This is a genomic window from Cyanobacteria bacterium FACHB-DQ100 (assembly GCA_014695195.1).
In the GTDB taxonomy this organism is placed as follows: Bacteria; Cyanobacteriota; Cyanobacteriia; order Leptolyngbyales; family Leptolyngbyaceae; genus Leptolyngbya.
The window spans coordinates 1,105,609-1,121,840 of the sequence record JACJNW010000028.1; the positions used below are offsets into that span (position 1 = coordinate 1,105,609).

Here is a 16,232-nt window from a genome sequence, read left to right on the forward strand (position 1 = left end):
AGTTTATTTTGTCGCCCATGACTGCTTCTCGCCGCTATCACATCACCACGTTCGGCTGCCAAATGAACAAAGCAGACTCCGAGCGCATGGCTGGAATTCTAGAAACAATGGGCTTTGAGTGGTCAGAAGAACCGAACGAAGCCGACTTGATTCTTTATAATACCTGCACGATTCGCGATAACGCCGAGCAGAAGGTTTATTCGTATCTGGGACGACAAGCACAGCGCAAACAAGAAAACCCGAATTTAACGATCGTCGTTGCCGGATGTGTGGCACAGCAAGAAGGCGAAGCATTGTTACGCCGAGTGCCAGAACTGGATCTGGTAATGGGGCCTCAATATGCAAATCAGCTAGAAGATCTACTGGAACAGGTCTTCAGCGGCAATCAAGTGGTGGCAACTGACCCGATCCACATTGTCGAAGATATTACAAAACCTAGACGGGATAGCCAGGTTACAGCCTGGGTGAATGTAATCTACGGTTGTAACGAACGCTGTACCTATTGTGTGGTTCCAAGCGTGCGGGGAGTCGAACAGTCGCGCACTCCAGAAGCAATTCGAGCAGAGATTGAATCGTTGGCTGCACAGGGTTACACAGAGATAACACTGTTAGGACAAAATATTGATGCGTATGGGCGAGATCTGCCGGGTTCTACTCCTGAAGGGCGGCATCTACATACGTTGACTGATCTGCTGTACTTTGTGCATGATGTCCCAGGCATCGATCGCATTCGATTTGCGACCAGCCACCCGCGCTATTTCACCGAACGGTTGATTCGGGCTTGCGCTGAATTACCAAAAGTGTGTGAGCACTTCCACATTCCGTTTCAGTCGGGTGATAACGAAGTCTTGAAAGCGATGGCACGCGGCTATAGTCACGAGCGCTACCGCCGCATTATCGATATGATTCGTCAATATATGCCGGATGCCTCGATTAGTGCCGATGCGATCGTCGGGTTCCCTGGCGAAACCGAAGCACAATTTCAGAATACGCTGAAGCTGGTTGAGGAAGTTGGCTTTGATTTGATCAATACGGCGGCTTATTCTCCACGTCCGGGAACGCCTGCGGCAGTGTGGGAAGATCAGCTTTCTGAAGAAGTCAAAGCCGATCGACTCCAGCGCCTAAACCGCTTAGTGTCGCAAACGGCAGCAGAACGATCGCAGCGCTACGCCGGACGAATCGAAGAAGTCCTAGTCGAGGCGCAAAATCCGAAAGACCCGACTCAAGTGATGGGACGGACACGCGGTAATCGACTGACGTTCTTTGCAGGGTCGATCGACGAGTTACGTGGTCAACTGATCAAAGTCAGAATCACGGAAGTTCGCCCGTTTAGTTTGACGGGACAACCCTTGATTGAAGTTCGATTGTAGAAACGGAGAGGGTGGGATTCGAACCCACGGAACCTTTCGGTTCATTCGATTTCAAGTCGAACGCGATCGACCACTCTGCCACCTCTCCAGGCGCTTGCCTGATTTTAACTCAGTTTGGCGCAAATACGATCGCCAAATCTAAGGAAAAGCGGCTTCTGGATCAACACCAAACACATAGTCATAATCAAACACGATTGCGTCCGGGTGACGAATCACAGAGAAGCCAAAGCTGCTGATGACTTCAGTTGTGAAGGTGGCGATCGCCAGTTCGATCAGCTTTTTGTCGGCGATCGTTGGAACCTGGACATAGTAATCTCGCCGTGCGAAGAAGAGCTTTTCGTCTCTTGGCACAATGATTTGATTTAAGCGATGGGTTTGCTGGATCGGCTTGAGATAAAGCGTGATGAATTCTTCCTGGTTGCGTTGGAGTCGGTAGAGTCGTTCATGTTGCAGCCAACTCATCCGGAATAGCAGCTTGATGATTTCAAAGCCGAGAATGTAGTTGAAAATATGATTTCTCTCTTCGGTGCTAACCACTACTCGCACCGCAGATTCCAGGATTAGATCGAGTTTTCTTCTCGAATCCTGGGCGGAGTGAATGTAGAACTGGCGGATATAGTTTCTTAAAACGGCTTCAGTCAGTTGGGTCGTGATGCGGAATCGATCTAAATTGAGCTTAACTTTTTGTCTAATTTCGTGATTTTCGATCAGTTTAGAAATGAGTCCATTCGCAGTGTACTCATCGAGAAATTGAGCCTGGGTCGCAGGCGATGCGGCACAGAGCAGATGACACAACGACAGCACGTAGCGCCGCTGATTCCAGGGTAAATTTTCCGCCCACAATCTTGCTTCTGGCGGTAATCTCTGCAAGATATTCTCGATCGACTCGGAGTGTAGGGGGTGAGACATGGCGCGATCGCTGGAAATAAAGCACACTGGCTTAGAGTGCCCAATTTAAGCTATGCAGCAGCAGTCCGATGTCATCATCCCGGTAGAGGCGTGAATCATTCTGTTGATGGAACAGTTTCAAGCGTAGGATTGCTAACCTTAAATCATTGAATCCGAACAGGAAGTTATTAATATGAATCTTTTAGCATGGATTGTTTTAGGTCTAATCGCAGGTGCGATCGCAAAAGCAATTGATCCCGGTGCTCGTGGTGGTGGAATTTTAGGGACTTTGCTTTTAGGAATTGTGGGTGCACTGGTGGGAGGTAGTTTGTACACCCTGTTGACGACAGGGACGCTAGCAATTACCTCGGCTGGCTTGAGCTTGGGTGGCATTATTGTGGCTGTGCTCGGCGCGATCATTTTCTCGTTTATCTGGAATCGCATCGCTGGACGGGGTGCGATCTAGGGTTGCGTTTGATTAAATTTGCTTTCTAAGCTGAGATTGCCCGTAGCTTTGCACCCGCGAGATTACGGGCAATTTAGCGTCTGTGCCCTGTTTGTCTCCTTGGCACGGGTGGGGGTCGAGAATTTGTTTTAATGGGTCTATGAGGGTCGTGGGCTGTTACTTTGCACTTACTTTTCAGTCCATCCTCGTTAGCCTGTACGAAACCATCCTGCTTCTCCTGCGGGGTAAGGGACTAAAGGATGAGTGTCTGTGGGCAAATTCTAAAGAGGCAAATCATGGACGTTTTAGAGCGGGTGGAATGGCTGCGGCAGCGGACGGAATTCTCTAGTCTGTCATCGGAAGCGTTGCAGGCGATCGCGCAACAGGTTCAAGAACAACAGGTTCAAGAAAATCGCCGCCTTGGACTCGAAGACACGCAGCCTGAAGCACTCTACATTTTGTACGACGGGCATCTTGAGCGGTATCGCACCAGTAAAACGGGCTTGGCAAAGGTCACGAGCTTAATTCCAGGGTCGATCGTCTATCTCAAAGAACTGTTGCTCGATCGCAAGGCAGAAGAAACCACAATTACCCTGAATGACTGTGTGATCTGGACAATTCCACGGGAGGCATTCAAAGCGATCGCTCAACAGTTTCCCGAAATTGCTCAAGGCGTTTCGCAGCAGCTTGCCACGCAGTTAGAGGAAGTGTCTTCGCAACTTGCTTATGAGCGGGAACAACAGATCGCCTTGCGTCCTTATCTTGTTCCAAAAGTTAAACGCGGCATTGTGGGAACCAGCCGCTATGCAGTGCGACTGCGGCAAGACATTAAAAAAGCCGCCAGCGATCGTGGTTCTGTCTTAATCTTTGGAGAGCCGGGACTGGAAAAAGACAATACTGCGGCGTTAATTCACTTTGGATCGAGCGATCGTAAAGAGCCATTAATCAAAATCAACTGCAACACGCTACAACCGAGCGGCGCAGAAATCTTTGGGCGAACGGGTAAGCCTGGATTGCTCGATTGGATTGGGCGCGGCACCATTATGCTGAACAATCTCGAAGATATTGCGCCGGAGTTTGAAGAAAAGTTGGTGCAGCTTTTGAAGACGGGGAAGTTTACGCCGATCGCACGCGAAGGAGAACCGGAACCAGAAGCCCGATCAGTTGAAGCGAGGCTGCTCATGACTTCTGAGAAGATTCTACCGCGATTGGAAAAATGTAAGCTAATTACTCATGTGATCAAGGTGCCACCCCTGCGAGTCAGAAAAGCGGATATTGCCGTTCAAGCAGAGTATTACTTGAGTTTAATTGCTCGATCGCGAGGCATCTCTAAGCCCAAGATTACACCCGAAGCGTTACGCCGACTTCAAGGTTATGACTTTCCTGGAAATCATGTCGAACTTGAAAGTCTATTGGGACGGGCAATTACTCAAGCAGAAAGCCCAGAACTCACCGAAGAGGTGTTCTGGGCAGCAGGCAATAAAAATCGTCGATTTCGGGTCAATCTGCTTAATGCTTATCCACGATTGCGGCAATTCCTCAGGAGTCCCTGGTGGCCAGATCGGATCAATTACGGCTTTACCTTGGGAGCTTTTGCAGTTATCGTCACCGTGTTAATGGTGGCACCGCAAAGCCGCGATCGTAACTTCGCCTTGAATCTATTCTGGGCATGGTGGTGGATGCTGATTCTGGTTGCATTCCCCTTTGTGGGACGGCTTTGGTGTGCGGTTTGTCCATTTATGATTTACGGCGAACTGGCGCAAAAGATTTCTCTCTGGCTCTATCCGCGTAAGCTACAACCCTGGCCCAGACAAGCGGCTGAGAAGTGGGGCGGTTGGTTTTTGTTTGGTATGTTCACGCTGATTCTACTGTGGGAAGAACTGTGGAACTTAGAAAATACGGCTTATCTATCGGGCTATTTATTGTTGCTGATTACGGCTGGAGCCGTTATCTTTTCTGTGTTGTTTGAGCGGCGATTTTGGTGTCGATATCTCTGTCCGATCGGGGGCATGAATGGCTTATTTGCTAAACTTGCCATGATTGAACTCCGAGCACAGCAAGGAATTTGTTCTGCAACTTGTACGACCTATCAGTGCTACAAAGGCGGGCCGCAAAAAGGCGAAGGCATGGAAACTGGAGGCTGTCCCATCTATTCACATCCAGCGCAGCTCCGGGACAATCGCGATTGTGTGTTGTGTATGACCTGCCTGAAAGCTTGTCCTCACCGATCGGTCGAACTCAACCTGCGTCCACCGGGAATTGAACTATGGACTACCCATCAACCGACTTATCCTGAAGTTTGCTTATTGTTTCTGCTGTTTGGAGCCGTGTTTTTGCATCGGCTTCCTGCAATCCAACAGCTACTGGATATCAATCTACATCTTGATCAATTTAGCTACCACGCGATCGTCTCGGTTCTTGCTTTGATGTTGCCCGGAGCCATTGCACTGTTGTTCGATCAAATAATGAGGCTGTTCAATCGACGATCGCGCCCTTTTCTTGAACTCGCATATGGTTATCTCCCGCTGGTTTTAGGGGCGAGTTTAGCGTACTACTTACACTTGGGACTAAACGAAGCAGGACGCATTCTTCCGGTGACGGCTGCAACCTTCGGCGGTAGCACAGAACTGATGGCAACCTTACCGATCGCAGTCGCTCATCCCGCTGTGATTGAATTCTTACAAGCTGTCACGATCGCGGGATCGTTCTGGTTGAGCGTCTTGCTCACGCAAAAAATTGCTCGACAGCCGATCCGATCGCTTCTCCTGCAACATAGCGCAATGGTGCTGCTTGGATCATTGGTATGGCGGTTAATCGTTGTTGCCTAGATGTTTGATGCTCAGAGTATCAATAATTCCACGAGTCTATCTTTGGATAGGTTGCAAAGATAGACTTATGCTGCAATATTGACCAATCAAAGAATTTCTCCTGTACAATCAGTACCCATCCATTCGATGTTGAATACATCACTGTTGAACACATCACTATAGATATGGGCAACCCAATTACTCCTGTGCAAAACGTCACCGCTCCTCGATCTGCAAAGCGTAGCCGAAAACCTACAAAGCCACCGTCAGCCGGGCGACTTCTACTGCACTTTGCACAACGGCATCCCTTCATCTGCTTGTTTGCGGTTTGGAGTTCCTTCCTGTTCTTTGGTTGGCTAGCGGTCTCAGGGTTAACCTACACCAATCCAGCCCCCTTAGAAGCCGTAGAATCGCCGCAACCGGTTGCAGAATCACCCGCTAATTCTGCTGACTCCAGCAGCGCCATTGGCTTACTCGCGATCGTCGTTGCTACTTGTGCAACCAGCTCTGTCTTGATTTCTCGACGCTTGCGTTCGGCGCAGCAGACATCTCGCCGCATCATTAAGCAACAAGCTGCACTCAGTCCTACCTCCGAGCGCAGAGCAAGCCGATCGCAGCAATCTGCGCGGGGTCGTCAATCAGGCGGTCAGTCGATCGCAGTGAAATCCGCAAGCCCTGCACATTATGCCGCGACTGCCAAAACTTCGACTCGTTCCCCCGCCCTCACCCTTCTGCCAGACAAGACTCCACTAGAGTCAAACCCGCCACTTAGCCTGGCGGAAAGGCTTGATATTCGGCAACAAGACCGCACCTCTAAACGGATTCAATCAAACAGATAAACCATCCTTTCGGATTATTTCAAGCGAGGGAGGAAGTTCACGTTTGTAATTTATACGCTTGGGGAGCAATGTTTACGATAAGTAACAATGAAAACATCACTGAAGCGTTTAGTTACTGGATTATCTGTAGTTGGATTAGGCGTTAGCGTTGCCCTGCCCTCAATGGCACAAAGTAAATTCACGCCCAATGCTGAAACCACTCCGGCAAATACTCCCCAAACACCCGCTCCGACAAATCGGGATGCTGGTATTCCTCCGGTTGGGGGTCAATCCGGTCAAAACACTCCTGGAAGCATCACCAATCCTGACAGTTCTGTAGATTCAGGCACAACTACCGCTCCCGGTTTGCCCAACAATCAAAGCGTTCCTGGCACCGTTGCCCCGGCAAACCGTCCTGAAGTTAACAATACTCCAACCAATAGCAGCCCGACCGGTGCAACCCCGACCGACACCACGAACTACGCATCTACGGGCTCGTCTGATCAGTCTATCGACCGAATCGTTCGCACCAGCCCTTCGTTTGAATTGTTCAATGCACTGGTGCGCGTGGCTGACTCTCAAGGCGGTGCATTTTCTTCGCAGCTTGCAGGGGATAGCAGCGTGACTGTTTTTGCGCCAACTGATGAAGCCCTCGCTGCGCTTCCCCCAGCAACCTTCAAAGCCTTAGTGCAGCCGGAAAACCGTGCTTTGTTAACCCAAGTTCTGCAAAATCACATCGTGCGCGGCAAAGTCTCCTCCAGCGATTTGTCAGCAAAACAAGTGCAATCGATGGGTGGAAACCCGATCGCGGCTCAAGGTAGCAACGGAATGCTGATGATCGGCAACGCACAAGTCGTTGGTGCAGACATTGCTGCAAGCAATGGCACCATTCATGCAATCAATCAAGTAATTCTTCCCGCAAGCCTGCAAGGAAAGCTGACTAGCTTGGCTCCCACAGGAATGCCGATGACGCAGCCGTAGAGAATTTGCAGAGATGCACATTGCATCCCTCAGGCTCTGTTAGCGCATTAGAAACATTTGCAACAGTCCGCCGACCACGTTGATCAGGGTTTGCCCGAAGCCGCCGCCCGATCGCGCTTTCGGCGGATTTTTTAAGGTTTGGGCAAGCGTAGTTGCAGATTTGGCGCTGCTGGCATCCCCTTGCTGCTCGAATAACGCTGCTGCCTGTTCCGAGTCTTGAACTGCGCCTTTTTCGTCTCCAAGTTCGAGTCGCGCCATTGCCCGACCGATCAAGGCTGGAGCCGAATCGGGTTTACGAACTAGCACTTGATTGAAATTCTCGATCGCTCGTTCATATTGTTTGCGTTTGCCTGCTTCCATTGCCATCTGGTAAAACATCTCCGGAGTTCCCGCTGTAGTCGGTAGCCCGATCGCGCCTTGAATCAGCGCCATTTCGATCTGCGTTCCGGTTAGGTCTGCGCCGACAAGATACGATCGAGTTAAATCGGTGCCTTGTAAGTTGGCGCTAGTCAATTTCGCGCCTGCGAGATTTGCGCCGCTTAGAGTTGCACCTGCCAGATTCGCGCCTGTGAGGTTGGCTCCGGCAAGGTTGGCTTGACTGAGATTTGCGCCTGCGAGATTTGCGCCTGCGAGATTTGCACCCGGCAATTGAGCCAGCACAAGCCCTGAACTGGTTAATTCGCAGTTCGGACATTGTTTCGTTGCCAGCAGTTGGCGCACATGCTCGAGATTTTCAGCTTGAGCCGGGAGAATGATGCCGATCGACATCAGCGCAGCAATCGATAAATTTGTCCGCATCATATACAGGAACCTTAACCGGGAAGGGTGAGCAGGAAAATACTTCATACTACTGTCTCGTTGCAGTTGCGACGATCTTTTTGATGTCCAGACTGAGTATTCCTGAATTGAAGGCAAAAATCTAAAATGGAGGTATGGCTAAAAAACAAAAATTTCCTCATCTGGTTGGATCAAAGTGGACAGCACAGGAAGAAACCTGGGGCTGGCGGCACTTTCAGGTCGTTAATCGCAAAAATGAGGGCGAATGGGTATTTGCGGAAGTGGTGGCAGCTTGCGATCCGTCGGTGCGGTTTTGGATGAATGCGAAATTGTTCAAAGACCGATCGCAGTGGCAAGCGGGCTGGAAATCCCTCAACGAGCAGGAAGAAGCGTGAAAGATGATTTTGCGAGAAGGAAAGCAGTGTCTATGATATTGACATCCTTCTGATTTAGCCCCTTCAGATTCATGGCAACGCTTCCCGGATTAAGCGATCGACAAGTGCGTGAGCGCGTCTTAGCAGGTGAGACAAATAATGTTAAGCTGCCGACGAGTCGATCGTATGCACGAATTTTTCAAGAGAATTTACTCACGTTTGTCAATGCCGTTTTCTTTGCAATTAGCGGTGTTTTCATTTTGCTGCGTCGTCCGAGTGATGCCATCTTCGTTGCTGTGGTGATTTTCAGCGGCGTGGTGATCGGGATTGTGCAGGAGATTTGGGCAAAGCAGAAACTGGATGAAATTGCGCTGTTGTCTCGTCCTCACGCGACGGTGATTCGCAACGGTGAAGAAATTAATATTGACCCCAGTGAGATCGTGCTGGGAGATACGCTGGTGCTGCGTCCGGGGGATCAGGTGTTGGTCGATGGGGAAATTGTTGGAGCAGGACGAGTTGAGGTCGATGAATCGCTGCTCACCGGAGAATCGGATCTGATTGTCAAGGTTGCGGGTAAGCCTGTGTATTCAGGCAGTTTCTGTGCGAGTGGTAGTGCTTGTTATGAAGCGCAAAAGGTCGGAACTGATACCGTCGCTTATCAGATAACGATGGGAGCGCGAGAGTTTCGCCAAGTCTATACGCCGTTGCAAGCGGAGATTAACTTAATTATTCGGATTTTATTGCTGCTGGCATCGTTTTTATGGTTGCTGATAGGAATCAGTTTTGTGAGTCGATCTCAGACCTTAAACGAAGTGGTACAGCGTGCCGCAGTGATCGCGGGTCTGATTCCTGCGGGATTAATTCTAGCAATCACGCTGTCATATGCGATGGGTTCGATTCGGATGTTGGGGCAGAATGTTTTGATTCAGCAAACGAATGCTGTCGAGTCGTTGAGCAATGTTGATGTGCTGTGTTTGGATAAAACTGGAACGCTGACGACGAATCAAATCGAACTGCATTCGCTACATCCGATCGCTCGTTCAGAACTGGAATTACGATCGCGCTTAGGTGACTTTGCCGCTAGCACCCAAGCCAGAAACCGCACCAGTGAAGCCGTTCTGATTGCCTGTGGTGGATATGCTAAACCGATTCGCGACGAAATTCCTTTCTCTTCAGCGCGAAAGTGGAGCGCGATCGAATTTGCCGATCACCCAGGGACTTACATTCTGGGCGCACCGGAAATTTTGATGAAAGCCACAACTTTAGATGATGAAAGTTTGGACTACATCGATCGCCAAGTGAATCACGGCTATCGCGTTGTGTTGTTTGCTTATACATCAGGGTCAATCACCTTGGAGTCGATCGCAGGCTCCACGCTGCCCGAATTGACTCCGCTTGGAATTCTTTGCTTTTCTGACCAACTCCGACCTTCTGCCCGTGAAACGCTGCAAGGATTCGTCAAAGCAGGCATTACGCTAAAGATTATTTCCGGTGATAATCCTCAAACGGTTGCAGCCTTAGCAAAACAAGCAGATTTTAGCGATGATATTCGATTGATTTCGGGTACAGAACTGGCGCAGATGGACGAAGCGCAATTGATGCAGGCGGCGCGAAATTACAATGTGTTCGGACGAATTACACCGCAGCAAAAAGCGCAACTGGTTCGGAGTTTACGCAAATCGGGTCACTATGTCGCGATGACCGGAGACGGCGTGAATGATGTGTTGTCGCTCAAGCAAGCGAATCTTGGAATTGCGATGGAGAGCGGCAGTAAGGCAACTCGCAGCATTGCCGATATTGTGTTACTGAAGGATTCATTTGAAGCATTGCCGCATACGTTCTTAGAAGGACAACGCATTCAAAATGGCATTCGCGATGTCATTAAATTATTTATGGTAAGACTGAGTTGCGTGGCGTTGCTAATTTTTGCGATCGCCATTGTTTCCGATAGTTTTCCACTGTTAAATAAACATAGCGCGATCGTCACTCTGATTGGTGTAGGAATTCCCACAACGTTTATTCCAATCTGGGCACAACCCGGAGAACTGCAAAAGCGCAGTTTAGTGCGATCGATGCTACATTTCGTCGTTCCTGCTACGATCACGATTACGTTAGTGTCGCTCACCGTGTATCTATTTTATTTAGTGAGTGCTGTCTTGGATCTACCTCCTAATGTTGGACTTGCTGAGATCGAATTTAATATTCCTCGGACTGCATTAGTCACCATTTTAGTGTTTTGCGAACTGTTGTTGATTCCGTTTCTCAAGCCACCCACAAACGCTTGGACAGGCGGAGAACCATTAAGCGGCGACTGGCGATATACGATCGTTGCCGTTGCCCTACTTGTTGTCTATTTGCTGATTCTTGCAATTCCGCCGCTGCGGGTGTTTTTTGAACTGTCTCCGCTGAGTTTACAGGATTGCCTGTTTTTGGGTTTGGTTGCGATAGAGTGGGCGCTAATTCTGAGATTGTCCTGGCGGACTCGGTTTCTCGATCGCTTTTTAGGCGTTGATTTGGAGTAAGAACAATGAGAGACCTCCCTTCTAGAATTCCGCAATACAAAGTTTCAATTTGGGAAACGCTTGCCGTGGTGCTGGGCGCGATCGCTACGCTGGGAGTCGGCTTAACCGGACTCGGATTAAAATTTCTCAGCAATGCTGCAACCCCCCAACGCGCAGAAGCGATCGCCAGCAATATCATGACTTATTCCCTACCTGGAGGCTCTCAGGGTCTGCTGGGTGTGAATATAGCAGGCGCAAAAGTTGCCCTTGTTGCCAGCGAAGGCAATGAACCCGATATTCAGCTTTTGATGGCGCGGGTTCCGGTAGATCAAGAATCAGGACGGCGGCGGATCGATCGCATCTTAGACAGCATTGCGCTGGGCGCGGACGAAGAAGAACTGAAAATCAAGACGGTGCGGGCTGAAAACCGGACGCTGTGTGGACAAACGACGGGAATTGCGGTTCGGGAGGGATTGCTAAAGTACCCCGATTCCCCCGAAAAAGCGACTGTGATTTACCGAGCAAACATCATTTTGGGTGACAGTCGATATGTGGTGAATCTGCTGGCAAATGACGCAAATTTAGATGTAGCGCGAAAGAAAGCAGACGATGTGTTTAAGTCGCTCCAGTGTCGTCAGTAAAGAAATTTTTGTGACCGCTAAGATCGATCAGTCCCTTTTCACTGATTTATGGTTCGTGCTCTCCGGCTCTCGCGCAAAGTTCCCGTTTTGCTGGCGATCGCATCGTTCATGGTCGCGATCGCGATCCACTCCATTTCAGAACCGATCGCATCGGCAAAACCTAACTGGATCACAAGAAGCAATGAAAATACAAACCTTCTAATCAAAGCTGAATCAGAATCAAACTGCACAGATCAACCCACACTCAGCCAATCGCTGCTGAAACTAGATACAAACTATGTGCAATGCTACGAGCGAAACTTAAATAACGCAGTTGCAACACTTCAGACAAAGCGAAAGCAGGAAACTGAGCCATCGGTCAAACTTGATCTAGAAATTCTGATTCAATCAGCAAACGAGGAATTGCGATCGATTCAACTCGATCGACGATACCGTTTGCCTTATGTGAATTTAGCTAGAGAAATTAACCGCAGCATTGATGATCTCAACAAGCGCGATTTAACCAAGCAGCTAAAGCGAATTAGCGGAGAAAATACAACTGCGATCGCGACGATGGCAATTCAAAGAATGCGAGAGAGCATGACGCAACAAAACGTTTTCTTTCCCGAAAAATCGCAGCTTGAAAAAGATCTAGCAAATACAGCCATTCAACTCGAACAAATCAAGCAACGCATCGAACAACAGAAAATTGATCAATCAAGTTACACTAAGCTAAAAGCACAATTAACCGAATATACAAACTTTGTTCGGCAAGAAATCCTACCCAAAGCCAGAACCAGCTTCCGCTTACCGAGCGAACTTTATGCAGCAGAACTCGCAGAACGAGGAGTCGAAATCCCGATCGACGAACTCCTGCAAAATGCCCATTCTGCCTTTGCCGCCATTCAACAAGAAATGAACGTGCTTGCTCCACAAATCGCCAGACAAAAAGGCTTTCAGGCAAAAGACTATCGCGACGTAATCCGCGCTCTCAAGCAAGAGCAATTACCGAGCGATCAAATTCTGCCGCACTATCAGAAACGCCAAAAGGAAATCGAAGCCATCATTCAGCGTGAAAAATTAGTCACGCTCCCGAAACGCCCCTTAACCATTCGGCTCACCACTGATCGTGAAAACGCAATTTTTCCCGTTCCGCAATACCATGCTCCCAAAGCTTCAAGCAAAACGGCTGGAACCTTCATCATTCCCCTCCTAAAACCAGACCCCCAACCCCGTACCTACAACGATTTCACCTATCCCGCCGTTTCCTGGACGCTCACTGCTCACGAAGGCAGACCCGGACACGACCTCCAGTTCACCACGATTCAAGATCAAGGCATTTCTGAGGCTCGATCGAAGTTCGGCTACAACCCCGCCAACCACGAAGGCTGGGCACTCTACGCCGAAGCGATTACCCTACCGTTCATGCCGATCGAAGGGCAGTTTATCTCCCTACAATTTCAGCTATTGCGGGCGGCGCGTGCCTTCTTGGAACCCGAACTGCATTTAGGTAAAATCTCGACGACCGAAGCACTGCGCATTCTCACCGAAGAGGCAGGCTACTCAAAGTTCTTCGCTCAGCAGGAAATCGATCGCTATACCGTCCGGCTTCCCGGACACGCTCCCTCTTACTTCTATGGCTATCAACGCCTGATGCAGCTTCGCAAAAATGTCGAACAACAACTGGGTGCGAAGTTTGACTCCCAAAAGTTTCACGACTTCATCTTGGCTCAGGGATTTATGCCACAGCGATTGCTGCGTCAGGCAGTGCTAGAACAATTCGTTCAAGCTAAGCCCGCTTAGGAGATGAGTCGATCATTAGCTCACCAAGCGTTCTAAATACCGTTCGATCAGCAGAATCGCCACAATATCATCGATCGCTCTCGGCGGCGTTCGCATTCCTTGCGGGATCAACCGATTCAACCCTTCTGGCGGATAAAGCTGCCAATAGCGATCGCGAGCTTCTAAGGAACTATTGCGCTCATCCACCGTGATAATCCGCAGCGGCTCACTTAATTCATCCGCAATCTTGAGCTTCCAATCTTTTGAGGAAGTCTGATCCCCCATCACCAATAGCGAAATCGGATACCGCTCCCGCAAGCCTTGAATCGTCGCGATCGTGCTTTCGGCGCTGATCACTTCATGATAGTAGAGGCGGCGATCGACCCCCATGACCGCTAATCCACACTTTTGCCGCCCTGGATCAAACCCCAGAATTACTGGCTGTTCCGCCATGCTGCGTCTCTACTCCCCTATTCGCTGGATATGTTAGCTCGATGCTCTCAGCACCACTTGTCCGTTTTGAACTGCCACTAATTCTATTTTGAGCGGCCCAGCCGTGTATGTGGTATCCGATGCGATCGCTCGCAGTTCAACCGGAGTGGGATAGCGCCGCAGCTGGTCAATGAATGATCCTAATGTAAGCAGTTTTTCGATTTGAATGTTGTCGTTCAAAACGCCAGCGACACGAGCGCGAGTATTAGAAACAGCAAGCAGTTCTTGAATCGACCGTTGGAAGTCCTGCGGTGCAAGCTTGGAGGGATCGATTGTTTGGGCAGCGATCGTCTCTCCCGCAGAAAACACAACCCGATTGGGGACTGCACTCATGTAAACAAACACGGGTTTGTTTTCGCCTTTGACATAGTTTGCGAGGGCTTGTACCCGAACCAGATAATCTTGACCATTCCTGATTTGTTGAATCAAACTTTCAACTTCCGCCGTCCGAATCTGCACAATTTGCAGATCATCTCGTCCGAGCCGCAGTGCCTCAACCGCAGAACGATTTGCATATTGCAGGAGTTGATCGATCGCTGCTTTCGCACCTTCCGAATTTCCTACGCGCACCACGCCAGAAGACAACACTTGTGTCCGATAAATCGCCAGATCGCCGCTGCGAATTAGCTCGACATCCCGTTCAATTTGCTGCAGTGTCGCAGTTAGGCTGGCTCGTTGTGCCTCTAATCGCTTCAGATCCGTCTCACGCTGCCCAATCACCTGATCGCGCTCATTAATCTCACGATCGCGCTGTTCAATCAGTTTCGTGCGTTCGGCAATCTCTGCATCGCGCTCGGCGATCTGCTGCTTGACCTGATCGCGCTGCGTAATCAGGGTCTTTTGTTCCGACTGCAGTTGATTGATATCGCTGCGGAGTTTTAATGCTTGACCAGACACCGCGACCAGTTGACGACGCGTGAGATCACGCTGCGCTTCGGTGGTGCGGAGTTGAGCATTGGTTTCCCGTTGGCGATCGATTGAAGTTTTCAGATCGGCATTGATTCGCTTTAGCTGTTCCTCAACTTGGGCGCGTTCCGACCGAGCTTCTGTGAGTTGCTTCTCGACTTGCGCTTTCTGAGCATCGGTCGCCTTCAGATCGGTGGCAGCCTTTTCCAAATCGCGTCCGCGATCGCGCAGCTCGGTTTGGATTCGCCCAAAGTTCAGCAGCATTTCGCGAAAGGTTTTACTTGCCAGCAGCAGCACCCCTAAAGTTGAGGCAGAAATCAGCGTTCCGGTCAAAATCGTAACTACGACCGCGGTTTGCTTCGGACGAAGATTAAACAAGCTAAGCCGCGCTTTTCCCACACGAGTTCCCAAGCGATCGCCCACGGTTGCGATCACTCCACCCAACACCAACACCACCAGAATTAAAATCAGCCCGACATCGGACATAAGACTCCCAAGAGATCCTTAGACCAGCACTTTTACACTGGCAAGGCAATTCTAGATCCGCCTATCATTATGCCTGTTCGATTTATACTTCGGGCGGGTCTTCAAGGAAAGAATTCTAGTCCAATTAGGTAAACTGCTGACTTAGCGTTACCGGATTGTGAACGGTGATTTTTTTCTTGTGAATCGAAATCATTTTGTCCTGACGCAAATCTCCCAGTAAGCGCGTCACCGTCACGCGAGTCGAACCGATCGCTTCAGCGATCGCTTGATGCGAGAGTTTGAGGTCAATCATGATTCCCTCTTGCGATGGGACTCCAAAATCGCGGCAGAGAATCAGCAAAAAGCTCACCAATCGCGATCCCATATCCCGGTGCGCTAAGGTCTCGATCATCATCTCGGTTTGCAAAATCCGCGAGGACAAGCCTTTGAGCATCAGCATCGAAAGTTCGGGGTTTTCCTTCAGTGCTTTCTCGACTTGCTCGATCGGGATCGAAAGCAACTCAACCGGAGTAAAGGCAACGGCGTGATAAAAGCGATCGGCTCTTTGTCCGGTAATCAGTGACAGCACCCCGAATACGCTGTTTTCTCTCAGCAGCGCCACCGTAATTTCTTCGCCTGCTTCGTACACCCGCGACAGTTTGACGGCACCCTTGACCAGAAAATACACTCGTTCTGCCGGATCTCCGGGAAAGAAGATTGTTTTGCCCCGTTCAAACGTTTCAATCACGGGAGGATATGCACTTCCTCCAATCTGACGGAACATTGCTGCAAGCGGTCTATCCTTGGTCACAACCATTTCTTTCCTTGTCGTGTCGAGTGCTGGATGAGTTTACAAGCCGGTCAGCGATCGAGCTTTGTAAACAATTGATGACTTTAGACCACTAAAACTGAGTCACCGAATGCTTTTTGTACACTGCGCTACATTTTAGCCGTGATCCTGAAAATCTCTGGGAATTTTCTACTTTCGAGCGTGTTTTTTTCGGCA

Annotated in this window: 14 protein-coding genes and 1 tRNA gene; 9 read left to right on the forward strand and 6 right to left on the reverse strand. The window is 49.7% G+C overall.

Annotated elements, in window-relative coordinates; all coding sequences use genetic code 11:
• Positions 1 to 17: 17 nt before the first annotated feature.
• Entirely contained in the window at positions 18 to 1,370 is a 1,353-nt protein-coding gene (gene miaB / locus H6F51_16335) for a tRNA (N6-isopentenyl adenosine(37)-C2)-methylthiotransferase MiaB (GenBank protein ID MBD1824051.1), read from the forward strand.
• 3 nt (positions 1,371 to 1,373) lie between these two features.
• Here miaB and H6F51_16340 read toward each other — a convergent pair.
• Positions 1,374 to 1,458: transfer RNA gene (locus tag H6F51_16340), tRNA-Ser, on the reverse strand.
• Between the two features lie 50 nt (positions 1,459 to 1,508).
• Positions 1,509 to 2,279 (reverse strand): cobyrinic acid a,c-diamide synthase, encoded by a 771-nt coding sequence (locus H6F51_16345; protein MBD1824052.1) that lies wholly within the window; start codon positions 2,277 to 2,279, stop codon positions 1,509 to 1,511.
• Positions 2,280 to 2,451: 172 nt separating this feature from the next.
• Here H6F51_16345 and H6F51_16350 point away from each other — a divergent pair, with 172 nt between their 5' ends.
• From H6F51_16350 to H6F51_16365, 4 genes are all read left to right on the forward strand, one after another.
• A complete protein-coding gene (locus H6F51_16350) occupies positions 2,452 to 2,724 on the forward strand; it encodes a GlsB/YeaQ/YmgE family stress response membrane protein (protein MBD1824053.1) in 273 nt (90 codons plus the stop codon).
• Positions 2,725 to 2,999: 275 nt separating this feature from the next.
• Positions 3,000 to 5,531, forward strand: a complete 2,532-nt coding sequence (locus H6F51_16355) for a sigma 54-interacting transcriptional regulator (GenBank protein MBD1824054.1) — start codon at positions 3,000 to 3,002, stop codon at positions 5,529 to 5,531.
• 164 nt (positions 5,532 to 5,695) lie between these two features.
• On the forward strand, positions 5,696 to 6,349 hold the full coding sequence (locus tag H6F51_16360; GenBank protein MBD1824055.1) for a hypothetical protein: 654 nt from the start codon (positions 5,696 to 5,698) through the stop codon (positions 6,347 to 6,349).
• Between the two features lie 87 nt (positions 6,350 to 6,436).
• The gene (locus H6F51_16365; protein MBD1824056.1) at positions 6,437 to 7,309 is read left to right on the forward strand and encodes a fasciclin domain-containing protein; all 873 of its coding nucleotides are present in this window, start codon (positions 6,437 to 6,439) and stop codon (positions 7,307 to 7,309) included.
• 39 nt (positions 7,310 to 7,348) lie between these two features.
• On the opposite strand, the gene H6F51_16370 is transcribed toward H6F51_16365, so the two are convergent.
• Positions 7,349 to 8,110: a pentapeptide repeat-containing protein gene (locus tag H6F51_16370; GenBank protein MBD1824057.1), complete on the reverse strand. Its 762-nt coding sequence runs from the start codon at positions 8,108 to 8,110 to the stop codon at positions 7,349 to 7,351.
• A 131-nt stretch (positions 8,111 to 8,241) separates the two neighbouring features.
• On the opposite strand from H6F51_16370, the gene H6F51_16375 reads away from it, so the two are divergent.
• The 4 genes from H6F51_16375 (at position 8,242) to H6F51_16390 (ending at position 13,384) form a co-directional block, all read left to right on the forward strand.
• Positions 8,242 to 8,481 carry a TIGR02450 family Trp-rich protein gene (locus H6F51_16375; protein MBD1824058.1) on the forward strand — a complete coding sequence of 80 codons (240 nt, stop codon included), beginning with the start codon at positions 8,242 to 8,244 and terminating at the stop codon, positions 8,479 to 8,481.
• Positions 8,482 to 8,552: 71 nt separating this feature from the next.
• Positions 8,553 to 10,982 (forward strand): HAD-IC family P-type ATPase, encoded by a 2,430-nt coding sequence (locus H6F51_16380; GenBank protein MBD1824059.1) that lies wholly within the window; start codon positions 8,553 to 8,555, stop codon positions 10,980 to 10,982.
• Between the two features lie 5 nt (positions 10,983 to 10,987).
• Positions 10,988 to 11,602: a hypothetical protein gene (locus H6F51_16385; GenBank protein ID MBD1824060.1), complete on the forward strand. Its 615-nt coding sequence runs from the start codon at positions 10,988 to 10,990 to the stop codon at positions 11,600 to 11,602.
• A gap of 48 nt (positions 11,603 to 11,650) precedes the next feature.
• The gene (locus H6F51_16390) at positions 11,651 to 13,384 is read left to right on the forward strand and encodes a DUF885 domain-containing protein (protein MBD1824061.1); all 1,734 of its coding nucleotides are present in this window, start codon (positions 11,651 to 11,653) and stop codon (positions 13,382 to 13,384) included.
• A 15-nt stretch (positions 13,385 to 13,399) separates the two neighbouring features.
• Here H6F51_16390 and H6F51_16395 read toward each other — a convergent pair whose 3' ends face one another.
• The 3 genes from H6F51_16395 to ntcA form a co-directional block, all read right to left on the reverse strand.
• Positions 13,400 to 13,816 (reverse strand): pre-16S rRNA-processing nuclease YqgF, encoded by a 417-nt coding sequence (locus H6F51_16395; GenBank protein ID MBD1824062.1) that lies wholly within the window; start codon positions 13,814 to 13,816, stop codon positions 13,400 to 13,402.
• Between the two features lie 33 nt (positions 13,817 to 13,849).
• Entirely contained in the window at positions 13,850 to 15,247 is a 1,398-nt protein-coding gene (locus H6F51_16400; protein MBD1824063.1) for a DUF3084 domain-containing protein, read from the reverse strand.
• A gap of 124 nt (positions 15,248 to 15,371) precedes the next feature.
• Positions 15,372 to 16,043, reverse strand: coding sequence for a global nitrogen regulator NtcA (gene ntcA, locus H6F51_16405; protein MBD1824064.1), 672 nt, complete (start codon positions 16,041 to 16,043; stop codon positions 15,372 to 15,374).
• Positions 16,044 to 16,232 lie beyond the last annotated feature (189 nt).